Genomic DNA, 24,924 nt, shown 5'->3' with positions numbered 1-24,924 from the left:
TTTCAACAATCGGGGAGAGGTAATGCCCACCACAGCCAAGAAAGCTGCACCGGCCAAGAAGAAGGCCGCACCGGTCGCTACAGCGATTTCACTGCACGGCTTTGAGCCCTACAAAGAGAAGAAGGGCGAGGAATATATGAACGCAAAGCAGCGCGACCACTTTAAGGGTCTGCTGCTGGCCTGGAAACGGGAATTGATGGAAGAAGTGGATCGCACTGTGTCCCACATGAAGGACGAAGCCTCCAACTTCCCCGACCCCGCCGACCGCGCCACTCAGGAAGAAGAATTCAGTCTGGAGCTGCGCACCCGGGATCGCGAACGCAAGCTGATCAAGAAAATCGACAGTACCATCGACCGCATCGACCAGGACGACTACGGCTTCTGCGACCAGTGTGGCATCGAAATCGGTATTCGCCGCCTGGAAGCCCGTCCCACGGCCAACCTCTGCGTTGACTGCAAGACCCTGGACGAAATCAAAGAACGCCAGATCACTGGCGGCTAATGGTTTCTGCCTGTTGCGGGGTAAGCCCTTACCCCGCACAATCCTTTAATGCCCCTCTCACTACCCTACATAGGCCGCTTTGCCCCAACCCCATCCGGGCCGCTACATTTCGGCTCACTGGTGGCTGCCCTGGCCAGTTACCTTGACGCCAAACACCACAACGGCCAGTGGTTGCTGCGCATCGACGACATTGACCCGCCACGGGAAGTCCCCGGTGCTGCCGATACCATTCTCAGGCAACTGGAAGCCCATGGTCTGCACTGGAATGGCAGTGTGATGTATCAAAGCAGCCGAACCGACGCCTATCTCACTGCCCTGCAACAACTGGACACCTATCCCTGCGATTGCAGCCGTCAGGCCATCAAAGTGATGGGCGGCCGCTACAACGGCCACTGCCGCCAGCGCCAACTGCCGCCACCGGCTGATTACGCCCTGCGTATAAGAGTCTCTTATGCCACAGAAATCATTGTTGACGACCGCATTCAAGGCCGGCAGCACTGGCCGGTAAAAACCAATGGTAACGACGACTTTATTATCTGGCGCAGAGATGGCCTGGTGAGTTACCAGCTGGCCTGTGCCGTGGACGATTTATACCAGGGCATCACCCATGTGGTGCGCGGCCAGGATTTGCTGGACTCCACCCCCAGGCAGCTGTATCTGATGCAACAATTAACGGATAAAAAACTGCCGCAATACGCCCATATACCCCTGGTAATGGGAGACGATGGCCAGAAGTTAAGCAAGCAAAATTTGTCGCCGGCTATCGAGAAAAGTGAAGCGGCGGAGAACCTCTATCAAGCCCTCTGCCACCTGGGATTGCAGCCCCCGCAAGAGCTGCGATCAGGGTCAGCTACAACGCTGACCGAGTGGGGAATTGAGAATTGGAGCAGCAGGGTAGCCCGGGTAAAGCGCAGCGGAACCCGGGAACAGGGTTGATTATTAAACCGGCAACCTTATAGGTTGCGTTTAATAATGCGGCACAGGGATGTGCCGCCGCTGGCGCAGCCAGCGCAAGCTCAATAAAATCAAGCACTTCCGCGCAAGTGCGTCAGGTTTTATTGAGCGCGCAACACAAAAGGCAGGACGCCTTTTATGTTGCCGGGTGAATAAACACCGCACCCCCGGATTCCGCTTCAATCTACCCCTCAAACGCCTTGCGAGGCGCTGAAACAGTGCCGGCATCTTCGCCTTTCAAATAAGCCAGCATGGTATCGGCATCAGACACTTCAAAGGGGTCGGATTCGCAGTTGTCCTCAAAGCCCGGCTCCATAAACATCTTTTCGATAGCGCCGTCATTCACCAGCATGGAATAGCGCCAGGAACGCATGCCAAAACCGATATTGGACTTGTCTACCAACATGCCCATTTTGCGGGTGAACTCGCCGTTGCCGTCCGGCAGCAGGAAGATTTTTTCATTGCCCTGCTCACGGCCCCACTTGAACATGACAAAGGCGTCGTTTACGGACACACAGATAATCTCATCAACACCCTGGGCCTGAAACTCGGCATACAATTCTTCATAGCGAGGCAGGTGATTGGAGGAGCAGGTAGGCGTAAAAGCCCCGGGCAGGGAAAACACCACCACCTTTTTGCCGCCGAAGATATCCTGGCTGGTTTTGTCCTGCCAGCGGAACGGGTTGGGACCATCCACAGACTCATCGCGGACGCGGGTTTTAAAGGTAACGTTGGGCACTTGCTTGATAACTGACATGAATAGCTCCATAAGGTGGCGAATTTGAGCGCCCACTATACCCCAACATGCCTGTCTGAAAACCCTATAGGGGCCATAACCAAATTTAATCAACAAGCTCCTCTGATACAGGACTCACACACAATCCTCAAAAATTCTATAATGGCTGTTTTGCCTTCATAGATGTAGCGATATGCAAACCATCCAGGTACGGGGCGCACGCACCCACAACCTCAAGAACATCGACCTCGACATCCCCCGCGACAAGCTGATTGTGATTACCGGCCTGTCCGGTTCCGGCAAGTCGTCGCTGGCGTTTGACACCCTGTACGCCGAGGGCCAGCGGCGCTATGTGGAATCTCTATCCACTTACGCGCGGCAATTCCTGTCGATGATGGAAAAGCCCGACGTGGACCATGTGGAGGGGCTGTCACCGGCCATCTCCATCGAACAGAAATCCACTTCCCACAACCCCCGTTCCACCGTGGGCACCATCACCGAAATTTACGACTACCTGCGCCTGCTGTTCGCCCGCGCCGGTGAACCCCGCTGTCCGGATCACAACCTGGAGCTGAAAGCACAAACCGTCAGTCAGATGGTGGATCAGGTATTGGCCTTGCCGGAAGGCACCAAATTGATGCTGCTCGCCCCTGTGGTGCGAGCCCGCAAGGGTGAGCACGTGCACCTGTTTGAACAACTGCGCCAGCAGGGATTCATTCGTGCCCGTATCGACGGCGTGGTGGTGGATCTGGACGATGCCCCCAAGCTGGAAAAAAACAAAAAACACAATATCGAAGTGGTGGTTGACCGCTTTAAGGTGCGCGACGATTTGCAACTGCGTATTGCTGAATCTTTTGAAACTGCGCTCAATTTGGCGGAAGGTCTGGCGGCCATCTCCTACATGGATGGCGGTGCGGGTGACCAATTATTCTCCGCCAAATTCGCCTGTCCGGTGTGTGACTACAGTCTCACCGAACTGGAACCCCGGCTGTTCTCGTTTAACAACCCGGTAGGCGCCTGCCCCAGTTGCGACGGCTTGGGGGTACGCCAGTTTTTTGATATCGACCGGGTGGTGCAACACCCGGAGGCGAGCATTTCCGAGGGGGCCATTCGCGGCTGGGACCGCCGCAACCTGTTTTATTACACCATGCTGGAATCCCTGGGGCAGCACTACGGTTTTGATATCGACACTGCATTCAACCAACTCAAACCCATTCACCAAAATGCCATTTTGTACGGCAGCGGCGACGACGAAATCGACTTCAGCTACGTGAATGACCGCGGCACGGTGTACAAGCGCACCCACGTGTTTGAAGGGGTGATCCCCAATATGGAGCGCCGCTACCGGGACACGGAATCCAATATGGTGCGCGAGGAGCTGACCAAGTACCTCAACACCCAGCATTGCCCGGAATGCGATGGCACACGCCTGCGCCGGGAAGCGCGCAATGTGTTTGTGGATGGCAAAACCCTGTCCGACCTCACCGCTGTGCCGGTGGGGGAATCTTACGAATACTTCGAGAATCTCGATCTGCCCGGTCGCCAGGGCGAAATCGCCGAGAAGATCATCAAAGAAATTCGCGAACGATTTCGTTTTCTGGTGGACGTAGGGCTCAACTACCTGACTCTGGACCGCAGCGCCGACACCCTGTCCGGCGGCGAAGCCCAACGTATTCGCCTGGCCAGCCAAATCGGTGCCGGCTTGGTGGGCGTAATGTACGTGCTGGACGAACCCTCCATTGGCCTGCACCAGCGCGATAACGAGCGTCTGCTCAACACCCTTACCCGCCTGCGCGACCTGGGCAATACGGTGATTGTGGTGGAGCACGACGAAGACGCCATCCGCCAGGCGGACCATGTCATCGACATTGGCCCCGGTGCCGGGGTGCACGGCGGCGAAGTGGTGGCCGAAGGTGTGCTGGCCGACATCGTTAAAGCACCGCGTTCGGAAACCGGTAAATTCATGTCCGGCGAACGCAAAATCGCCATGCCCGCAGAGCGCACCCCATTCGACAAAAAACAGCTGCTGAAACTCAACGGCGCCAGCGGCAACAACCTGCAAAACGTAAACGTGGAAATTCCCGTGGGCCTGTTTACCTGCGTCACCGGAGTATCCGGTTCCGGCAAGTCCACCCTGATTAACGAAACCCTGTACCCGCTGGCGGCCACCGCACTCAACAAAGCCACCACGCTAAAAGCCGCGCCTCACAAATCGGTAAAAGGGCTGGATTATTTCGACAAATGCATCGACATTGATCAAAGCCCCATTGGTCGCACCCCGCGTTCCAACCCGGCCACCTACACCGGCATATTCACCCCTATCCGCGAACTGTTTGCCGGCACCCAGGAAGCCCGCTCCCGGGGCTACAAACCGGGCCGCTTCAGTTTTAACGTAAAGGGCGGTCGCTGCGAAGCCTGCCAGGGCGACGGCGTCACCAAAGTGGAAATGCACTTCCTGCCAGATATTTACGTACCCTGCGACCAGTGCAAGGGCAAGCGCTACAACCGGGAAACCCTGGAGGTAGTGTACAAGGGCAAAAATATCCATCAGGTGCTGGACATGACCGTGGAAGACGCCCTGGAATTTTTCGACGCGGTACCGGTAATCGCCCGCAAACTGAAAACCCTGGTGGACGTGGGGCTCACCTATATCCGCCTGGGGCAAGCCGCCACCACCCTGTCCGGCGGTGAGGCCCAGCGGGTCAAGCTGGCCAAGGAACTGTCCAAGCGGGACACCGGCAAAACCCTGTATATTCTCGACGAACCCACCACCGGTTTGCACTTCCACGACATTCAACAACTGCTGGACGTGCTGCACAGACTGCGTGACCACGGCAACAGCGTGGTGGTGATAGAACACAACCTGGACGTGATCAAAACCGCCGACTGGGTGATCGACCTGGGGCCCGAAGGCGGCAGCGGCGGCGGCGAAATTATCGCTACCGGCACCCCGGAGCAAGTGGCGGATGTGCCCGGCTCACACACCGGGCGGTTTTTGGCGGATATGACTATTAAACCGGCAACCTTATAGGTTGCGTCACTGCTGTCCCATAAACTTTAAGTTTTTATCCCTGAATCACAGGAAAAATAAGGCCGTCAAAGAGTTTGAGTTCGCAGCAGACATGAATTGGGTATTGCTTGCTGTGACGCGCCGTAAACCCATCCATGGGGCTCGAGGTCAGCATCCTTGCTGACCACGGTCACATCAAGCAATACCCAATTCATGTTGTTCGAGTTTGTGGGACAGCAGTGAGGTTGCGTTTAATAATGCGGCACAGGGATGTGCCGCTGCTGGCGTAGCCAGCGCGAGCTCAATAAAATTAAGCACTTCCGCGCAAGTGCGTTACTTTCTTTTATGTGAAAGCTTTTATGTATGTGAAAGTTAAAGTTATTGAGCGCGCAATACAAAAGGCAGGATGCCTTTTGTATTGCCGGATTAATAGTCGGGGATAACAACCATGCGAGAACACTACCAGCACATTAGCGTACCGAATAGCGGTGAGGCCATTTATTGCCAAAGCGATGGCCGCCTCCATGTACCCGACAAACCCATCGTGCCCTTTATAGAGGGCGATGGCGTGGGCAGTGAGATCACCCCGGTTATGCGTCAGGTAGTGGATGCGGCGGTGAGAAAAGCTTACGGCAACCAGCGCCAGATTGCCTGGATGGAAGTATTCAATGGCGAAAAAGCCGCCGAAATGTATGACGGTGACTGGTTCCCCCAGGAAACCCTGAATGCCATTCGCCACTATGTGGTGGCCATCAAAGGACCGTTAACCACTCCGGTGGGCGGCGGCTTCCGCTCGCTCAACGTGGCCTTGCGTCAGGAAATGGATTTGTACGCCAGCATGCGCCCCATACACTGGCTACAAGGGGTTCCCGCTCCGGTCCATCACCCTGAAAATGTCGACGTGGTGATATTCCGGGAAAATACCGAAGACACTTACGCCGGTATTGAATGGAAGGCGGGCAGCCCCGGTGCGGACCGGGTGATCGACTTTCTTCAGGGGGAGATGGGGGTTAACAAAATTCGCTTTCCCCAGCAGTGCGCCATTGGCATTAAACCCGCTTCCAAAGAAGGCAGCCAACGGCTGGTGCGACGTGCTATTCAATACGCTATTGACCACAACCGCAGCTCTGTAACCCTGGCTCACAAAGGCAATATCCTCAAATTTACCGAAGGGGCTTTCAAGCAATGGGGCTACCAGGTAGCGGTGGAGGAATTTGGTGCCATTGAAGACGGCAACCACTACCGCATTATCAACCCCGACAACGGTCAGCCCATAACAATAAAAAATATACTCGCCGACACTCTGCTGCAACAGATGTTGCTGAAGCCGCAAAACTACGATGTGATTGCCACCCTCAACCAGAACGGTGATTATCTCTCCGATGCTCTGGCCGCCCAAGTGGGTGGTGTCGGCATCGTCGCCAGCGCCAACATCAGTGACCAGATGGCGCTATTCGAACCCACCCACGGCACCGCACAAAAGTACGCCGGTCAAAACCGGGTAAATCCCACGTCGATGATTCTCTGTGGCGAAATGATGCTGCGTCATATTGGTTGGGTGGAAGCTGCCGACGCCATTGTTGCCAGCCTGCAGGCAATGATTGCCCAGGGCACAGTAACCTACCATCTGGCCCGTACTATGGATGGTGCAACCGAGACAGGTTGCAGAGAATTTGGTGACCTGGTGGTGGGCCATATGGATGACAGCGAGACTTAAAAAATCGTCATCGCGAGCCAAGCGCGGCGATCCAGCGGCTTTGTTTTTAAGTCAGTAACTTAAAAGACACTGGATTGCCGCGCTGCGCTCGCAATGACGGCTTGGGAGGCCCTTTCGGGCAGCAGCGCACAAAGGCGGGGGTAACAACAGACCAACATCTACCCTGCTTTTTTCACCAACAGACGATAGTGATGCAACAACGGCTCGGTATAGCCGTTGGGCTGCTCACAGCCCTGGAACACCAACGCCAGTGCGCTCTGGTAGGCGAGATTGTTTTCCAGGTCAGCGGCCATGGGGCGGTAGTTGATGTCGTGGCTGTTTTGCCTGTCCACCACAGCAGCCATATTAGCGAAAGTGTCCGTCACCTGTTCAGCACTGCAAATACCGTGGCGCAACCAGTTGGCGATGTGCTGGCTGGAGATACGCAGGGTGGCACGATCTTCCATCAGCGCCACATTATCGATATCCGGCACTTTGGAGCAGCCAATCCCCTGGTCCACCCAGCGCACCACATAGCCAAGGATTCCCTGGGCGTTGTTGTCCAGCTCTCGCTGAATTTGCTGGGCACTCAAGGTGCTGGTGTCTTTCAGCAGTGGGATCTGCAATAACGCCTGACGATTCACCAACTGATCCGACAGTTGTCGCTGGCAGTCGCGTACATTAACCTGATGGTAGTGCATCGCGTGCAGAGTGGCTGCAGTGGGGGAAGGCACCCAGGCACAGCTGGCTCCGGCTTCCAGGTGGGCCATTTTGGTGGCCAGCATGTCCGCCATATCGTCAGGCTTGGGCCACATACCTTTGCCGATTTGCGCCACACCTGCCAGGCCACATTGCAAACCAGTGGCGACGTTCCAGCGTTCGTAAGTGTCCAGCCAGGGTTCAGTTTTCATGGCGTCTTTGGGCACCATGGGCCCCGCTTCCATGGAGGTGTGAATTTCGTCACCAGTGCGATCCAGGAAGCCGGTATTGATAAAAATCACCCGTTCGCTGGCAGCTTGAATACAGGCTTTCAGGTTCAGCGTAGTACGCCGCTCTTCGTCCATAATCCCCAGCTTCAGAGTGTTGTGAGGCAAACCCAACAACTGCTCTACCCGGGCAAACAGCCGGCAGCAAAATGCCACTTCTTTAGGGCCGTGCATTTTCGGTTTTACGATATATACGCTGCCGGTTTTGCTATTGCGCAGAGGATGATCCACCGGCTTATTCAGGTCGTGCATTGCGGCTACGGCGGTAACCAGGGCATCCAGTATGCCTTCGGGAATTTCGCAACAGGCCTCGTCCCGTACAGCGGGGGTGGTCATCAAAAAGCCCACATTGCGCATCAGCAACAGACTGCGGCCAGGCAAAGTAAACTCCTGACCTTCTGGATTCAGGTAGTTGCGATCCGGGTCCAGAGCGCGGGACTGTACCTGACCGTCTTTGAAAAATTGCGCGCTCAAATCCCCCCGGTATAACCCCAGCATATTGCGGTAAGCCACGGTTTTGTCTTCGCCGTCTACAGCGGCCACGGAGTCTTCCAGGTCCTGAATGGTAGTCACCGCCGATTCCAGCACAATGTCGCTGATGTGTGCCGGGTCGTTGGCACCCACTTGGCTTTGCGGGTCGAACTGTATTTCAATGTGTAAACCGTTGTGGCGCAGCAAGATGGTGTCAGGGTTTTTTGGATCGCCGCAGTAGCCCACGAACAAACTTTCGTCCCACAACAGGGTTGTCTGGCCGTTGTCCAGTGTTACCCACAGGCAGCTATCGTCAATCTGATAGCCCACAGCTTCGCCATGAGAGCCCTGTTGCAGCGGCGCTGCTTCATCCAGAAAGCTGCGCCCCCTGGCAATAACCCGCCCCCCCCGTCGAGGGTCGTAGCCACTGCCAATATCCCCGGCAATGGCATCGCTGCCATACAGGGCATCGTACAAGCTGCCCCAACGGGCATTGGCGGCATTGAGCGCAAAGCGCGCATTTTGTACCGGTACCACCAGTTGCGGTGCAGCAGTGGTGGCTATTTCCGGATCCACGTTGGTGGTGGCTACCTGTACGCCTTCCGGCTCTGGCAGCAGGTAACCGATATCTTCCAAAAAGGCCGAATAAGCCTGTGGTTCAAAGCGATTATTGCGATGCCAATCGTCTATGGCCCGCTGCATGCGGCGGCGCTCCCCCAGCAGGGCGCGATCAACCGGGCCCAGTTCTTTCACCAGAATTTCCAATGATTCCCAAAAGTGCTCGCTGCTGATGCCGGTGCCCGCTAACAGCTCGGTATCGATAAAATTAAGCAGCATATTGTCAATGTACAGATTATTGCGAGCACGCAGTGAGTGCTCTCCGCAGTAGGGCATATTCGGGTTTGGCGTGGCGTTCATATTCATGGCTCTTGGTCCCAGTTAACGACGTTGCCATTGCATGGTAGGAAGTCTCTGGAAGATTATCTATATAAATAGCATTTCTGTTTTTTATTTTTATGATTCACAGAATGAATATACGAGCAGATTCGCGTCTTCGAGATTTGTGGTAGATCTCGTCTCGCAATCACTATCTATCCGAGACTGTCTTTGCCGTTTCCAGCAAACTACGCCGCAGCCATTTGTGAGGCGCCGAATGCTGCAACAACGGACTCCAAGCCATTTTTACTTCGATGGGCACAACCTGAAACGGCACTTTCACTATGCGTAAATCCGGATTCTGTGCCTGAACCATGGCCATACGCCGGGGCAACGTGGCAATCAGGTGTGGCAACCTCTCCAGATGGCTGGCCACCATATAATGACGACTGAATACACGAATATTGCGGCTTTCGTCCAATGCAGCCAGAGCCTCATCCACCCAGCCCAGCTTGTGTACATCCGCTTTGCGACTTACCCCCTGAGCAGCCCCAAGGCCGGTCTTGTTCACCCACATGTGCTCTGCAGACAGATACTGTTCCAACGTTTGTTGGGCCGCATAGGGGTGGTCTTTGTGTACCAGGCAACAAAAATTGTCTCGCCACACAGTCGCCTGGTGAAACGCCTGGGGCAGGCGTGAGAAACGGTTTATCGCCAAATCCACGATACCCTTTTCAATGGCCTGGAGGCTGGCGTCACCGGGAGAGAGAATATCAAAGTCGATTCCCGGCGCCTGCTGCTGTACCTGTGCAATAAACGGCAGCAATAAGGTGAACTCGATATAGTCGCTGCACTGTATACGAAAGGTGACTTCTGTCGCTGCCGGATCAAAGTCTTCTTCGGTTTGCACCATAGCCTCTACCGAAGCCAGCACTGCTGCCAGTTCTGGCTCCAGAGCGCGGGCTTTGTCCGTGGGCGTCATACCTTCGCTGGTACGCACCAAAAGCGGGTCTGCAAACAGCTCACGGAGCCGTTTCAAGGCGTTGCTCATAGCGGGCTGGGTAATCGCCAGGCGCTCCGCTGCGCGGGATACATTGCGCTCCTCCAGCAGGGCGCTGAGGTAAATCAGCAGGTTTAAATCGACGTTGCGGATGTTCATAAATCACCAGTGCTCAGTAAAAAGGGCGACAACTAGAATTCACCAAAAAAATACCTGAAATAAAAAACATAAATTTCTTTTATTTTTACTCGATCACTACTCTGTGTCCAGTACAACTCCATTACTACACAGAGAAAAATCATGTCCAGCTATCAGAAACACATCGACACCATCAGCACAAACCCCATTGGCAACCAGCCCACTTGGGAAGGTATTCATCCGGAAAGTGTTGCTCGCCTGCGCTTGCAAAACCGTTTTCAAACCGGGCTGGATATCGCCCGCTATACCGCCGGCATCATGCGCCGGGATATGGCAGCCTACGACAACGACAGTGCCAACTACACCCAGTCGCTGGGTTGCTGGCACGGTTTTATCGGCCAGCAAAAAATGATTTCCATCAAAAAGCACTTTCGCTCCACCAAGGGCCGTTACCTGTACTTGTCCGGCTGGATGATCGCCGCGCTGCGCTCTGAATTTGGCCCCCTACCGGATCAGTCCATGCACGAGAAAACCGCCGTACCCGCGCTGATTGAAGAGCTGTACACTTTTTTGCGCCAGGCGGATGCCTGGGAGTTGAATCACCTGTTCCGCGACCTGGATGCGGCCCGCGACGCCGGAGACAGCGAAGCAGAAATGGAATTACAGACCAAAATTGATAATTTTGAAACCCATGTGGTGCCGATTATTGCCGACATCGACGCCGGCTTTGGCAACGAAGAGGCCACCTACCTGCTGGCCAAAAAAATGATTGAAGCCGGTGCCTGCTGTATTCAGATTGAAAACCAGGTATCCGACGCCAAACAATGCGGTCATCAGGATGGTAAGGTAACTGTGCCCCATGAAGACTTCCTGGCGAAAATCAACGCCGTACGCTACGCCTTTTTGGAACTTGGCGTGGACGATGGTGTGATTGTTGCCCGCACCGATTCCCTGGGCGCTGGTTTGACACAGAAAATCCCGGTATCACAACAACCCGGCGACCTGGCTGACCAGTACAACCAGTTTTTGCAAGCCACACCGGTCAATAGCGTTGCAGATTTGCAACATGGCGACCTGGCCATTTGTCAGAACGGTGAACTGGTTAAACCCGAACGTCTAGCCAACGGCCTGTTCCATTTCAAACCCGGTAGCGGCGAAGACCGCGTGGTGCTGGACTGCATCACTTCCCTGCAGCAGGGGGCCGACTTGCTGTGGATTGAGACCGAAAAACCCCACGTGGGGCAAATTGCCAGCATGGTGAATCGCATCCGTGAAGTCATCCCTGACGCCAAGCTGGTGTACAACAACAGCCCGTCGTTTAACTGGACACTGAATTTCCGCCAGCAGATATTTGACGCCTGGCAGCAAGAGGGCCGCGACCTGAGCGGTTACCAGCGGGAACAGTTAATGTCCGTCCAGTACGACAATAGCGAACTGGCCTTGGAAGCGGATCAAAAAATTCGCCAATTTCAGCGCGAAGCGGCACAACAGGCCGGGGTTTTCCACCATCTGATCACCCTGCCCACTTATCACACCGCGGCGTTGTCTACCGACACATTGGCAAGAGACTACTTTGGTGACGATGGCATGCTGGCTTACGTGGAAGGAGTACAACGCCGGGAAATTCGCGAAGGCGTTGCCACGGTAAAACACCAGGATATGGCAGGCTCCAACATCGGCGACGACCACAAAGGTTACTTCTCCGGTGCCGCCGCTCTGAAAGCGGGCGGTAAAGACAACACCATGAATCAATTCTCATAACTCCAAGGGTCAAACAACCGCCCCACAACCAATATTGATTGTGGGGCGGTTGTTTATTGTCGTTATACTATTGCCATGAATAATGTATCGGCCAACATGCCTGCCAATATACCAAAAGCGATTCAGGCAGAGCGCCTGGCCGCCAGCATATTGAACGGCTACAACGCCATGCTCAGTGCCTTTTTGCAAAATACCGCCGGTGCACAACGGCGCTTTGAGCAAGCCGCCTGGCACGATGTGCAGCAGGCCAACAAAGAGCGCAATCACATCTACAAAAGCGCTGTTGGTAAAGTGCATGAAGACGCGCAGAACGAGTTCAACGACACTTTAAAAACCCCCGAACTATGGCGCGCCGCCAAAGATATTTACGCCGATCTGGTTCGCTATTCTGGCAATGCCCTGATCGCACAAACGTTTTTTAATTCCTGTTTTGGCCGGGTATTTGGCCACGATAAAATTCGCGATATACACGTCTTTATTATCGACAAAAAATACGCCCCAAGGCGCTATTCGCCGGTGGATATTCAATGCACCCTAGAAGGTTTTGTCCGCCCCTCAGCGGCCATCGAAGCCGCACTCAGCTACTTCCGTTTTAGCCTTCCTACGGTAGAAGTGGCAAGTCGCGCTCAGGCGGCAGAAAAAAAATTGCTGGGAAGTTGGCCTGATGGCGACAAGACATCCTTCACCATCGAATTTGCCCGCTCGCTGTTTTTCCGCAACAAAGCCGCCCATATTATTGGCCGCATTAGCGACAGCAACGGCCACAGCCAATCCATAGCACTGGCGCTATTAAACAATGAGAATGGCGGAATTTACCTGGATGCTATTCTTTTCGGCGACGATGCACTGAGTAAATTATTCAGTTTCGCCCGCAGTCATTTTATGGTTAATACCGAAACACCGAGCCGATATGTTGCACTTTTGCAGCAACTGATGCCTCACAAAAAAACCTTTGAGCTGTATCAGGCAGTGGGATTCGCCCGCCATGCCAAAACCGAGTTTTACCGTTACAAGGTAGACTTCACTCAACAACTCCCGACAATCAGCCAGTACCGCATATCTCCAGGTGTTAAAGGCATGGTCATGCTGGTATTCGATATTGAAGAATCCGAATACGTCTACAAAATTATTAAAGACCGCTTCACCGCACCGAAAAACATCACCCGCCAGGAAGTGGTGGAAAAATACCAGTTTGTGCGCGACCACGACCGTGCAGGCCGCATGCCGGATGCCTATGAATTCAGTTACCTGGCGTTTGATAAATCCCGCTTTTCGGAAGCATTACTCGAAGAGCTGTTGCGCGAAGCGCCTTCCTGTGTAGAGCTTTCCGGCAATGCACTGGTGCTTCAGCAGGTGTATGTTGAGCGCAAAATGGTTCCGCTTAACCTCTATTTAAAAAACGCAAATAACGAGCAAATCGAACGAGTCATGGACGAGTACGGCAAGGCCATCAAGCAGCTGGCAGCGGTCAATATATTCCCCGGCGACATGCTGTTTAAAAACTTTGGTGTTACCCGTCACGGCCGCGTGGTATTTTACGATTACGACGAAATTTGCCCCATTACCCAGTGCAACTTTCGTCACCTGCCCCAGGCGGATAACGACGATCTGGGAGATGACAACTGGTTCGATACCGAACCCAACGATGTATTCCCCGAACAGTTCCCGCTGTTTTTCAGTGGCCACCAACAAGCCAGGGTCGCCTTTGAGACAAAGCACGGCGATATTTATCAGGTAGATTATTGGCAAAAACTGAAACAGCGGCTACAGGCCGGAGAAGTGGCTGATATATTTCCCTACGATGAAAATAGCCGCTTATGAAAGACCCTGTGAGCCAGCGGCAAACACGTCCTTGTGTATATCGTAATATGGCTTATTTGTCAGCTCCATCTGCTGGCTTGCGGAACAACAGTGTCATGCGGTCAGACTCGCCAATAGCGGTATTGATGGCCGCCTGCTCCGGGTTGTCTTTAGTGCCGTGCAGGGTGGGCGGCAAACGCCAGACAATGTCATCATTGGTTGGCTGATCTTTGGGGTTGCGATTGATATCGGATTCCGCCACCAGTTCCAGTCCCGCCGCTTCCAGGGTGGCGATCACATAGCTTTTTTTGATATAGCCTGCCGCTCCGCCAGCCCAGCTATCGTCGGCATCTTCAGGGGCCATATGCTGTACCACACCAACAACCCCTCCGGGCTTCAGGGCTTTTAGGGTTTCTTGCAGAGCTGCCGTCTGAAATCCCCCCTGGCCTTCAAAGCGCGCCAGATTGTGCAGTGCCCGAATAAACAGCACTGCATCAACAGTCCCTTCCAACTGTGATGGCATGGAGCCAAACTGAAAGGCATCAATTCTGGCAACCGGCGTATCGAACCAACTGGCTGCTCTCTCAGGCCAATCTGTTGTCCAGGTTTTTTTCGCTTCCAGCGCTTCATCGCTGAAAAAACCAAACAGTGGAAACAGCGCCTGGTCGTAATCGGCACCAATCACTGCGCCGTCCACACCGAGATAGGGGGCAATAATTTTGGTGTACCAACCGCCGCCAGGCAGTGCTTCCACAACCGTCATACCGGGCTCAATACCAAAAAACTCAAGAGTCTCTTTGGGATGGCGGTATGCGTAACGGGCTTTGGTTTCTGCGGGCTGGGCGGCAATGATCGCGCCCAATGGATTCTCTGGCGCGTTGGCTGAAGCCTCAACGGGGGTTGCATCAACGGCTTTGTTTTTACCGGGCGCTTCACTTTGACCACAAGCCGCCAATATCAGTAAAACAACGGCACTGGCCACAACCCGGATGGATGATATTTTTTGGTACATGCTTATCTCCCGTATTCAGAATTATTTGGACGTGCGCCGATCTTATTGCGCTTTCATCATCTTCGCCAACCCTTCCCCCATTACCGACGCGCCGCCCAGCGACCAGCCACCATCCACCGGCAGCACTGCGCCACTGATATAACTGGCCTGCTGCGAGGCGATAAACAGCGCGGCGTTGGCCATATCCTCACAACTGCCCTGGCGTTTGAGAGGCACAGATTGGGTTACCGCCTGCTGAATTTCCGGGGTCGGCGCCAGGCGCTTCATGCCTTCGGTACCAGCGATGGGGCCAGGCACCAGGGAATTTACCCGCACCCCATCCGGCCCCCACTCCATCGCCAAAGTGCGCGTAACCATATCCACTCCCGCCTTGGCCGCACACACATGGGCCTGCATCTGCATGGGCAAAAACGCCTGGGGCGCGGAAATATTGATCACCGCTGCACCGGGTTTGCGCAGCAGCTCATAAGCGGCGCGCAACACATGGAAAGTGCCGTTCAAATCAATATCCACCACCACCTTGAAAGCGGCGGACGACATGGCCTTGCCAGCGGCGGGGAAGTTACCGGCGGCACCGGATACCAGCACATCGATATCCCCCAACTGTTGGTGAGCCTGCTGCAAGGCGTTTTGAATCTGTTGAAAGTCGCGCACATCGGCGCTGTAACCCACTGCCTCGGCACCTGATTCTTGCAACTCGATAACCGCCGCATCCACCTTTTCCTGATCCCGGCTAAATACCGCCAATCGCGCACCGGCCTGAGCAAAGCCCTTGGCGATACCCAAGTTAATGCCGCTGGTACCGCCGACAACGAAGACGGTTTTGTTTTGGTAGTTAAAGGTGGTGGACATGGCGGGGCTCCATTGGATTATTTAAAAATAATCCACAAGTATTAACCGACACAGGCACGCTGTATAGACTTGGGGAGGGCTCACTTATGACCATGTGGTCGTTGGAATTGTGACTTCAGATGTAAATCCGGACGATCTTTTCTAGCTCTTAAAAACGCCAAAGTCGGCAGCCAATTTCGCAAGTCGCTTATCCAGCGTCCACAAACTTGCACCCGGCGTAATCAGTACAGACGCCAGCAAGGTCATATCAACCAAACCGCAGCCGCGCCCATAAAGCCGTTCTCGTTCAACAAACGCAATTACTTCGTTCGTTGTGGCCTGCTTTACATGCCGCAATAAGCCAATATCATCCAACGTCTGTTTGCGCGGAGATGGCGGCGTTCCACAGGCCAGTTCGCCCAAAATCATCGGGTGAATAAGAACTTCATCACGCAACAGCAATTCCACAAGTTGAGGGCTGTTATGTTTGAAGTGGTTCACCCAGACAGAGGTATCGACAAGTACACTCATTTATTGGTGGCGCTGTTTCTACGCCGAGGTACATTTTCCATATTGGGCACACTGCCCCCAAGGGCGGCAAGGCGTTTAGCAGCCTGCACTCTTATAAATGTACTGATTGCCTCACGGAATAAATCGGCTTTGCCGATATTGGCACCTGCCACTTCCAGTGCTTTTTCGTAAAGCGCATCGTCAATGGTTACTGTGGTACGCATAGATCACCTTAAATCAAATATGATGACAATATGCATCATATTTGATTCAAGGTGGCGAAACAATAATTACCGGTTATGCCGATTTTCAATCAACTGCTCCACCACTGACGGATCCGCCAGTGTCGAGGTATCCCCCAAGCTATCGATTTCATTACCGGCAATTTTGCGCAATATCCGGCGCATAATTTTGCCGGAGCGGGTTTTCGGCAAGCCCGGCGCCCACTGGATAATATCCGGCTTGGCGATGGGGCCAATTTCTTCCACACACAGGCCGATCAGTTGCTTGCGCAATTCTTCCGTCGGTTCAACGCCAGTCATGGGTGTGACGTAGGCATAGATACCCTGCCCTTTGATATCGTGGTTGTAACCCACCACCGCAGCTTCGGCGATATCGTCGTGCAGCACCAGGGCGCTCTCCACTTCCGCAGTACCCATACGGTGGCCGGACACATTGAGTACATCGTCCACGCGACCGGTAATCCAGTAGTAGCCATCTTCGTCGCGGCGGGCACCGTCGCCGGTAAAGTAGTAACCGGGAAAGGTGGAGAAGTAGGTATCGATCAGCCGTTGATGGTCGCCGTAAACGGTGCGAATCTGGCCGGGCCAGGAGCGTTTGATAGCCAGAATACCCTCTGCCGCCCCCTCCTGCTCGTTGCCATTTTCATCGAGAATCACCGGTTCCACCCCAAAGAAAGGCCGGGTTGCCGAGCCGGGTTTTAGTGCCGTGGCCCCCGGCAGCGGGGTCAGCATATGGCCACCGGTTTCCGTCTGCCACCAGGTATCGACAATGGGGCAGCGCTCTTCACCCACCACCTTGTGATACCACTCCCAGGCTTCCGGGTTGATGGGTTCGCCCACAGTGCCCAGCAGCTTCAGTGAGCTGCGGCTGGTTTTGGTGACAAAGTCATCACCGGCTCCTTGCAGGGCGCGGATTGCGGTGGGTGCTGTGTAGAAGGTATTGACCTGGTGTTTGTCGATTACCTGCCAGAAGCGTGACGCATCCGGGTAAGTGGGCACGCCTTCAAACATCAGGGTGATGGCACCGTTGCAGAGCGGGCCGTAGACGATATAGCTGTGGCCGGTCACCCAGCCCACATCGGCGGTACACCAATAGACCTCGCCATCCTGGTAGTCGAACACGTACTTGTGGGTCATGGCCGCCTGCAACAGGTAGCCACCGGTAGTGTGCAGCACCCCCTTGGGTTTGCCGGTAGAGCCAGAGGTGTAGAGGATAAACAGCGGGTCTTCAGCGTCCATGACTTCCGGCGGACAATGGCCATCGACATTTTCGCTGGCTTGGTGATACCAGATATCGCGGTCGTTATTCCAGGCAATGTCGCCCCCGGTACGGCGCACCACCACACAGCTGTGTACGTTGGGGCAATTGGCCAGAGCGGTATCGACATTGGTTTTCAAGGGTACTGATTTGCCGCCACGCACACCTTCGTCGGCGGTAATCACCAGGCGGCAATCGGAATCGAGAATGCGGTCCTTCAGGGCTTCCGGCGAAAAACCGCCAAACACCACCGAATGCACAGCGCCAATGCGGGCACAGGCGAGCATGGCGTAGGCGGCCTCGGGAATCATGGGCATGTAGATACACACCCGGTCACCTTTTTTCACGCCACGACCTTTCAGCACATTGGCCAGGCGGCACACCTGCTGATGCAGTTCCAGATAGGTGATGTGCTTACTGTCTTCCGGGTTATCCCCTTCCCAGATAATCGCCGTCTGGTCGCCGCGCTGGTTCAGATGGCGGTCGATGCAATTGCTGGCCACATTGAGCTTGCCACCGCCAAACCAACTGGCCTCCCCCTTCGGCAAATCGTATTCGCACACGTGCTGCCAGGGTTGATGCCACTGCAAAAACTGGCTGGCCTGCTCTGTCCAGAAGGACTCAGGATCATCCAAAGACTGGCGGTACATTTGCTGGTAAGTGTCAGCGTCGATATGAGCGCGCTGTTTCCAGGCTTCGCTGACCGGGTGAAGGGGAAATTCGTGCATGGGGGCTCCCTGTGTTTGCGGCAACAAAAGGAGCAAGATACTGCACATTCGGGCACTGTGTAAAACAATTTGCCCGCAGTTGGACTAATGTCTAAAAAAACGAAAACTGACGCTTACAGCGCCGCCGGAAAATTTCGTTTGAGCGGAAATTGCCACATCACTTACAGCGATTCGCAATGACGAATGTAAACCTTACGCCACCTGCACCGGAATGGTATTGGCGGTGCGTTCCACGTTGTTGTGTTCGTCCAGATAGATCAGGCGCGGTTTGAAATTGGCCAGTTCCGCTTCGTCGTAGTGGCCATAGGCAGCGATGATGATGCGGTCACCCACCTGCACTTTGCGGGCGGCGGCGCCATTGAGGGAGATGGTTTTGGAACCCGGCTCCGCCAGAATCACGTAGGTGGCAAAGCGCTCGCCATTACTGACGTTGTAGATTTCGATGTATTCAAACTCGCGCAGGCCCGCCAGTTTGACCAGCTCCTGGTCGATGGCGCAGGAACCGTCGTACCAGAGTTCCGCCTGGGTAACGGTGGCCATATGGAGTTTGCCTTTCAACATCTTGCTTTGCATTGGGTGAAACCGGTGTTCTTAAAAATGGGGCGGTATTATAACGTTGAATTGCCGGAAGGCCAGCCCGGGCAATCCACCCCGGGTACTCCATCCCGGGCACTCCGTCATCCTGAGCGCAGCGAAGGATCTCGTAGTTCGACTAACCAAAGAGATCCTACGCTGCGCTCAGGATGACAGTGGGCCTCTACAGGCTCACCGTCACATTATCAATCAACCGCGCATTGCGGGCGTACATGGCACCCAGCACCACAATATCAGTGTCGTCGCAGGCGGCGGGTTCCAGGGTTTTGCCCTGGCGGATGGAGATGTAATCCGGCTGAAAACCCTGTTCGGCAATGCACTGGCGCGCCTGCTCCTGCAGCTGCACAAAGTCTCGCTCGCCAGCGCTGACCTGCTCGGCGATCCAGCACAGGGTGCGGTACAGCACATCTGCCTTGGGACGCTCATCATCGCCGATAAAGCTGTTGCGAGAACTCAGCGCCAGGCCATCGTGGTCGCGGGCAATAGGGGCTGCCACGACTTTAACCGGAATACACAGGTCTTCAGTCATGCGACGAATCACCGCCAGTTGCTGATAGTCCTTGATGCCAAACACCGCCTCATCCGGCTGCACAATATGAAACAGTTTGGAGACAACAGTGGTGACCCCTTCAAAGTGACCGGGGCGGCTGGCACCGCAGAGAATATCGGTCATGGTGGGCACCACTACGCGGGTTTGATCCGCCATGCCGTTGGGGTAAATTTCAGCTTCGGTGGGATTGAACAGGTAGTCACAGCCCACGGATTCCAGTTTTTGGGCATCGCTTTCCAAAGTGCGGGGGTAGGTTTCCCAGTCTTCATTCAAACCGAATTGCAACGGATTGACGAAGATACTCACCACTACTGCATCGCAGGTCTCCCGCGCCAGGCGAACCAGTTGCAGATGGCCGTCGTGCAGATTGCCCATGGTGGGCACAAAGCCGATACGCTTGCCATCGCTGCGGCTGGCGGTAACGGCATCGCGGATGCCTTGTACGGTGTGGAATAGTTTCATGGTGGTACTAAGCTGGTTGGGTAGAAATTGCTGCGAAGGTGTTCTTTTCAAGTGGCCGCACGTCGCACGCTAAAAGCACCCTCCTTTGTCATCCTGGGCGAAGCGAAGGATCTCACACTTCGTTTCTGGCGCGAGATTCTTCGCTTCGCCCAGAATGACAGTAAGAAGGGAGCCTGGTTTTAGCGTGCGACGTGCGACGTGCGACCAACATAAGCCGGGTAATAACCTCACAAACAGCAAATTAGCACCCAGCCTAAATTAATACTCATCACCCGAAAAATAATCTTCCGCCAAATCTTCAAAGCGGGTGTATTTGCCCAAAAACGCCAGGCGCACGGTACCCAGTTCGCCGTTGCGGTGTTTGCCGATAATCAATTCGCCAATGCCTTTGTCTGGCGAATCTTCGTTGTACACCTCGTCACGGTAGACAAACATGATGATATCGGCGTCCTGCTCAATGGCGCCGGATTCCCGCAGGTCGGAGTTTACCGGGCGTTTGTTGGGGCGCTGTTCCACATTCCGGCTGAGCTGGGACAGGGCAATCAACGGGCATTTGAATTCCCGGGCAATGCCCTTCAATTCACGGGAAATCTGCGACACTTCCTGGGTACGGCTTTCCGCCGGTACGCTGCCGCTCATCAGCTGAATATAGTCCACCATAATCAGCGCGGGCAAGCTCTCCCGATCGAGTCTTTCCGTATTCCAATCCGGCTGTTGTTTTTTCAGTATTTCCCGCTGGCTGCGCACCTGGTCGCGGATGCGGTTTTTCATCTGCATGGGGGAAATACCCGGCGTATCGTCGATAAACAATGGTCTGCCGCGCATGCGCTGCACCGCACCATTGAGCCTGGGCCAGTCGTCTTCCCCCAGCTGGCCATCGCGCATTTTCTTGGAGTCGATTTTGCCGGTGGACGACAGGATGCGGGTCATCAGGTGGCTGGCGGGCATTTCCAGACTGAACACCAATACCGGCCGCTCCTGATGCAGTGTGGCGTGTTCCACCATATTCATGGCGACCGTGGTTTTACCCATGGAGGGCCGCCCGGCGACAATAATCAGGTCGGATGTCTGGAAACCGGAAGTAATGTCGTTGAGTTTGCGAAAGCCCGTGGGTAGGCCAGTGATGTCCGTTTCGCTGTTGAACAGTTCTTCCAGCTTATCGATGGCTTCTTTCAGCAAATTATCGACGTTTTCAAATCCCCCCTCACGGGGGCGGTTTTCGATAATTTCGTTGAGCTTGCGCTCCGCCTCCGCCAGCAGGCGGCTGCTGTCCCAACCGGAGGGCTGGTAACCCCGCTTGACGATGTCGCTGGACGCCTTGATCAGCTGGCGAACAATGGCCCGTTCCTGAACGATATAGGCGTAGGCAGCCAGGTTAGCAGAACTGGGGGTATTGGCGGCGATATCCGCCAGGTAGGTCATGCCACCTACCTGGTCGAGTTCTTCATTGGTGTCCAGCAGTTCCGACAGCGTCACCGGATCCAGCGGCTTCTGCTGCTCGCTGAGTTGGCGCATGGCGGCGAAAATCACCCGGTGGTCGTGGCTGTAGAAATCGTCTTCGACGATAATCGCCGCCACGGTATCGAAGCCTTCGTTGGCGATCATCAGGCCGCCCAGCACCGCCTGTTCCGCCTCAATGGAGTGCGGTAACGGCTGGCCCCGCACTTCGCGGGCGTCTTCGATATCGACTACTGTGTTCATTATATTCTCGTCATTGCGAGGCCGCAGGCCGTGGCAATCTCCATCAGCACTCTGCCAACGTCACGAGATTGCCGCGGCCTGCGGCCTCGCAATGACGGTAGTGGCGGCTGAAAACCCAAACAAAAACGGCACTGCTCAAACCCAAGGGTTCAGGCAGTGCCGTATTGTTACACGGATTAAAACTGTGTTGTAAGCCGAATTATGCCTGGGCAACAACAGCCAGTTTCACGGTGCGAGTCACTTCCGCGTGCAGCTGAACATCCACTTCGTATTCACCCACTTCGCGAATCGCGCCTTCCGGCAGGCGCACTTCGCTTTTCACCACGTCGGCACCGGTAGATTCCAGGGCTTCAGCGATGGCGTCGGTGCCTACAGAACCGAACAGCTTGCCTTCGTCACCAGCGTTGGCTTCGATGGTAATAGCCACCTCTTCCAGCTTTGCAGCGCGGGCTTCGGCGGCTGCCAGGGCATCGGCAGCGGCTTTTTCCAGCTCGGCGCGGCGGGCTTCAAATTCCGCCAGGTTCGCGTCCGTGGCAAATACGGCTTTGCCATTGGGAATCAGGTAGTTGCGGCCATAGCCGGCTTTTACATTAACTTTGTCGCCAATGGTGCCCAGCTTGCCGATTTTTTCCAGCAGGATTACTTCCATCTCGGTATCCTCTTAAATGTAACTTTTTACTGCGCTTTACGTAAGTAACGGCGCAAATTCACAATGCTGTCGGTAAATGCGGCTACCACCAGCACGGGGACAAACAATGGCATCACCAAAATCAGCCCCACATAAAACATAATCAGCGTTTGCACACCCAGGTTCCTTTCCGCTACCAACCAGTGAACCAGTGCAATGGCTGCAATTAACAGCGGCAGGGCAAACACATTGACCCACAGTTGCCAGCTGTTACCCACCAGGGTGCACAGCAGTATGGCCACTACCAGCGACATCGCCTGACCGCGACTAAAGCGCAGTTGATGAAACTCTGTGCGAAACCCTCCGGGGTTATACAACAGAGCTTGCCACCAACGGGCCAGCAGCAAGCAGAACAACAGTTCCAATGCTGTGACACTGGCAAAGATCGCCGCCCATTCGCCGTCACTGTAACTTTTCAGTGCCGCCAACCAGGGCATCCGTTCTTCACTGAGGGCAAACATCTCCAGGTTCTGAAGCAGTTGCGCGCTCAACTCACCGGGCTCCGACATGGCACCAAGCAGCAGCCATATCAAAGTACTGATGGCGCTCACGGCCAGTAGGGTCACCGTCCAGGAGCGGGTGCTGCGCAGTACAACAGCGGCTATCATAGTGGCAACAAATAACGCCACCATTACCGCCAGAGGAACCCCCGCCGGCACCAATAACAAAGGCGCAATCAGCGAGCACAACAGCACCAGCGATCCTTCCTGAATTCCTTTTCTAAGGGTTACCAGCCCCACCGCAGCGAGGCTGATATAAGGCAGCAACAAACTGCCTGCAAACGCTACCGCAATCGCCTGGGCGCGCCCACGCATAATTAATTGAGCCAGGGCGCGCACGATTGCGGGGTATTTCTTACTTGTGGCTGTCTGTGTAAGGCAGCAGTGCCAGATAGCGGGCGCGTTTGACGGCGCTGGCCAGTTGGCGTTGGTACTTGGCCTTGGTACCGGTAATGCGGCTCGGTACGATCTTGCCGGTTTCGGTAATGTAGGCTTTCAGGGTTTCCAGATCTTTGTAGTCGATCTCGGTAACGCCTTCGGCAGTAAAACGGCAAAATTTGCGACGACGGCTAAAACGTGACATGGCTTATTCTCCCTCACCGGTGGTTTCTTCAGCAGCTTCGGCTGCTGGCTCGGCGGCTTTTTCCGCTTCGGCCTTGGCAGCTTCCTGGGCCTGGCGTTCCTCACGGCGACGCTCACGGCTCTCGCGCTCGGCTTTTTCGGCGCGCTCGGCCTGCATGATGGAAGAATCTTCGGTGATCGGCTGATCGCGTTTGATCACCAGATTGCGCAGCACCGCGTCGTTGTAACGGAAGTTGAAGGTCATTTCGTCCAGCACTTCCTGCGGGCATTCGATGTTCATCAGAACATAGTGCGCTTTGTGGATTTTATTGATGGGATATGCCAGTTGGCGGCGGCCCCAGTCTTCCAGCCGGTGAACGCTGCCCTTGGCGTCGTTAATCGCCTTGGTGTAACGCTCAATCATAGCCGGAACCTGTTCGCTCTGGTCCGGGTGGACCATGAACACGACTTCGTAATGTCTCATTGTGACTCCTTACGGATTAAAACAGCCGCCTACCATTCGATGTAGTGCGGCAAGGAGGCCCAGCCTCTGGGAAGCTGGGGGCGCGGAATTATAGTGAGGTACTCATGCAGATGCAAGCAAGGGATGCGGGCGTGGGCAGGTATGCATGTGCGGGTGTTTAATCCTCCCGTAGCCCGCCAACTCTGGGCCGTTGGCGGCGGCTCTCTGCCATCAGGTGAAACACGCTGGGAATATTGCAGCGCCACTCCTTGAGCATAAAGGTAATCAGCACTTCCTCCATCGCCACCCACACGTGCAGCAAAACCACAACGCGAAACGGCCAGGAGGAATCTTCAAACAGGGTCAGCCAGAAAAACGCCGGGGCCAGCAGCAACGCTGCTCCCTTGGCCGCCCAGGTATGGTAACTGGGGAAACAACCAAAGCGCGCCAGGCACACCAGTATCGGCGGCAGGTTGGCAACGATGGCCAGTGCCACAAACCAGCGTTCGCTGTGGAACTGCTCCGGCCAGGCCCACATCAAACCAAAGGCCATGGCGCCATAGGTCAGCACATCCGCCCAGGTATCCAGCCTGGCCCCCAGCTCCGTGGTCTGCCCCAGCTTGCGGGCCAGAAAGCCATCGAAGCAATCCGTGAGCAGCGAAAACGCCAACAACAACAAAAAGGTGCCACCGTCACCAAGCCACGCCAGCCACAACAATACCGGCACCATAAAAAGGCGACTCAGGCTCAATATGTTGGGAATGGAAAAAATCTTTTCCTTCTTGTGCATCTCCATGTTGTTGTTATACCACGGCTTTCTGAACAGTTGGAAGCCATCGCCTGGTGGTTGATGGTGACTTTTTCACCACTTATCCATCCATATTCGACGCATAA

At 54.9% G+C, this 24,924-nt stretch carries 22 protein-coding genes; 6 read left to right on the top strand and 16 right to left on the bottom strand.

The features are described from left to right. Positions 1-22: 22 nt before the first annotated feature. On the top strand, positions 23-502 hold the full coding sequence (dksA, locus tag ACVBEJ_RS04780; RefSeq protein ID WP_447128465.1) for an RNA polymerase-binding protein DksA: 480 nt from the start codon (positions 23-25) through the stop codon (positions 500-502). Positions 503-550: 48 nt separating this feature from the next. Further along, positions 551-1,438 (top strand): tRNA glutamyl-Q(34) synthetase GluQRS, encoded by an 888-nt coding sequence (gene gluQRS / locus ACVBEJ_RS04775; protein ID WP_447128464.1) that lies wholly within the window; start codon positions 551-553, stop codon positions 1,436-1,438. Between the two features lie 202 nt (positions 1,439-1,640). Here the strand turns inward: gluQRS and ACVBEJ_RS04770 are convergent, their stop codons facing one another. Beyond that, complete coding sequence (locus ACVBEJ_RS04770) at positions 1,641-2,213, bottom strand: redoxin family protein (RefSeq protein WP_447128463.1); 573 nt, start codon at positions 2,211-2,213, stop codon at positions 1,641-1,643. A gap of 172 nt (positions 2,214-2,385) precedes the next feature. Here ACVBEJ_RS04770 and uvrA point away from each other — a divergent pair, with 172 nt between their 5' ends. Next, positions 2,386-5,223, top strand: a complete 2,838-nt coding sequence (uvrA, locus tag ACVBEJ_RS04765) for an excinuclease ABC subunit UvrA (RefSeq protein WP_447128462.1) — start codon at positions 2,386-2,388, stop codon at positions 5,221-5,223. A gap of 427 nt (positions 5,224-5,650) precedes the next feature. Beyond that, positions 5,651-6,919 carry an NADP-dependent isocitrate dehydrogenase gene (gene icd, locus ACVBEJ_RS04760; RefSeq protein ID WP_447128461.1) on the top strand — a complete coding sequence of 423 codons (1,269 nt, stop codon included), beginning with the start codon at positions 5,651-5,653 and terminating at the stop codon, positions 6,917-6,919. Positions 6,920-7,077: 158 nt separating this feature from the next. On the opposite strand, the gene ACVBEJ_RS04755 is transcribed toward icd, so the two are convergent. Both ACVBEJ_RS04755 and ACVBEJ_RS04750 read right to left on the bottom strand, forming a co-directional pair. Then, positions 7,078-9,279 (bottom strand): malate synthase G, encoded by a 2,202-nt coding sequence (locus tag ACVBEJ_RS04755; RefSeq protein ID WP_447128460.1) that lies wholly within the window; start codon positions 9,277-9,279, stop codon positions 7,078-7,080. 163 nt (positions 9,280-9,442) lie between these two features. Next, the gene (locus ACVBEJ_RS04750) at positions 9,443-10,390 is read right to left on the bottom strand and encodes a LysR family transcriptional regulator (protein WP_447128459.1); all 948 of its coding nucleotides are present in this window, start codon (positions 10,388-10,390) and stop codon (positions 9,443-9,445) included. Positions 10,391-10,531: 141 nt separating this feature from the next. Here ACVBEJ_RS04750 and ACVBEJ_RS04745 point away from each other — a divergent pair, with 141 nt between their 5' ends. Together ACVBEJ_RS04745 and aceK are read left to right on the top strand one after the other, a co-directional pair. Further along, positions 10,532-12,130 (top strand): isocitrate lyase, encoded by a 1,599-nt coding sequence (locus ACVBEJ_RS04745; protein ID WP_447128458.1) that lies wholly within the window; start codon positions 10,532-10,534, stop codon positions 12,128-12,130. Positions 12,131-12,205: 75 nt separating this feature from the next. Then, a complete protein-coding gene (gene aceK, locus ACVBEJ_RS04740; RefSeq protein ID WP_447128457.1) occupies positions 12,206-13,951 on the top strand; it encodes a bifunctional isocitrate dehydrogenase kinase/phosphatase in 1,746 nt (581 codons plus the stop codon). Positions 13,952-14,003: 52 nt separating this feature from the next. Here the strand turns inward: aceK and ACVBEJ_RS04735 are convergent, their stop codons facing one another. The 13 genes from ACVBEJ_RS04735 to ACVBEJ_RS04675 form a co-directional block, all read right to left on the bottom strand. Beyond that, entirely contained in the window at positions 14,004-14,942 is a 939-nt protein-coding gene (locus ACVBEJ_RS04735; protein ID WP_447128456.1) for a class I SAM-dependent methyltransferase, read from the bottom strand. A gap of 42 nt (positions 14,943-14,984) precedes the next feature. Then, on the bottom strand, positions 14,985-15,794 hold the full coding sequence (locus tag ACVBEJ_RS04730) for an SDR family oxidoreductase (protein WP_447128455.1): 810 nt from the start codon (positions 15,792-15,794) through the stop codon (positions 14,985-14,987). A gap of 141 nt (positions 15,795-15,935) precedes the next feature. Next, on the bottom strand, positions 15,936-16,304 hold the full coding sequence (locus ACVBEJ_RS04725) for a type II toxin-antitoxin system VapC family toxin (protein WP_447128454.1): 369 nt from the start codon (positions 16,302-16,304) through the stop codon (positions 15,936-15,938). Beyond that, complete coding sequence (locus ACVBEJ_RS04720) at positions 16,301-16,507, bottom strand: type II toxin-antitoxin system VapB family antitoxin (protein ID WP_447128453.1); 207 nt, start codon at positions 16,505-16,507, stop codon at positions 16,301-16,303. The genes ACVBEJ_RS04725 and ACVBEJ_RS04720 overlap by 4 nt, the downstream gene beginning before the upstream one ends. Positions 16,508-16,573: 66 nt before the next feature. Further along, positions 16,574-18,511: an acetate--CoA ligase gene (gene acs, locus ACVBEJ_RS04715; protein WP_447128452.1), complete on the bottom strand. Its 1,938-nt coding sequence runs from the start codon at positions 18,509-18,511 to the stop codon at positions 16,574-16,576. 192 nt (positions 18,512-18,703) lie between these two features. Further along, positions 18,704-19,084, bottom strand: a complete 381-nt coding sequence (gene panD / locus ACVBEJ_RS04710) for an aspartate 1-decarboxylase (RefSeq protein ID WP_447128451.1) — start codon at positions 19,082-19,084, stop codon at positions 18,704-18,706. Positions 19,085-19,268: 184 nt separating this feature from the next. Continuing rightward, entirely contained in the window at positions 19,269-20,117 is an 849-nt protein-coding gene (gene panC / locus ACVBEJ_RS04705) for a pantoate--beta-alanine ligase (RefSeq protein ID WP_447128450.1), read from the bottom strand. Between the two features lie 258 nt (positions 20,118-20,375). Then, positions 20,376-21,818: a replicative DNA helicase gene (dnaB, locus tag ACVBEJ_RS04700; protein ID WP_447128449.1), complete on the bottom strand. Its 1,443-nt coding sequence runs from the start codon at positions 21,816-21,818 to the stop codon at positions 20,376-20,378. Positions 21,819-22,017: 199 nt separating this feature from the next. Further along, entirely contained in the window at positions 22,018-22,467 is a 450-nt protein-coding gene (rplI, locus tag ACVBEJ_RS04695) for a 50S ribosomal protein L9 (RefSeq protein ID WP_447128448.1), read from the bottom strand. A 26-nt stretch (positions 22,468-22,493) separates the two neighbouring features. Next, positions 22,494-23,321, bottom strand: coding sequence for a hypothetical protein (locus ACVBEJ_RS04690; RefSeq protein WP_447128447.1), 828 nt, complete (start codon positions 23,319-23,321; stop codon positions 22,494-22,496). A gap of 40 nt (positions 23,322-23,361) precedes the next feature. After that, positions 23,362-23,589: a 30S ribosomal protein S18 gene (gene rpsR, locus ACVBEJ_RS04685; RefSeq protein WP_447128446.1), complete on the bottom strand. Its 228-nt coding sequence runs from the start codon at positions 23,587-23,589 to the stop codon at positions 23,362-23,364. Between the two features lie 3 nt (positions 23,590-23,592). Further along, a complete protein-coding gene (rpsF, locus tag ACVBEJ_RS04680) occupies positions 23,593-24,051 on the bottom strand; it encodes a 30S ribosomal protein S6 (protein ID WP_447128445.1) in 459 nt (152 codons plus the stop codon). 157 nt (positions 24,052-24,208) lie between these two features. After that, entirely contained in the window at positions 24,209-24,826 is a 618-nt protein-coding gene (locus ACVBEJ_RS04675) for a CDP-alcohol phosphatidyltransferase family protein (RefSeq protein WP_447128444.1), read from the bottom strand. Positions 24,827-24,924: the final 98 nt, after the last annotated feature.

Source organism: Porticoccus sp. GXU_MW_L64 (assembly GCF_052983295.1).
The sequence above is the reverse complement of the archived record's forward strand: the minus strand, read 5'-3'. Positions and strand labels throughout refer to the sequence as shown.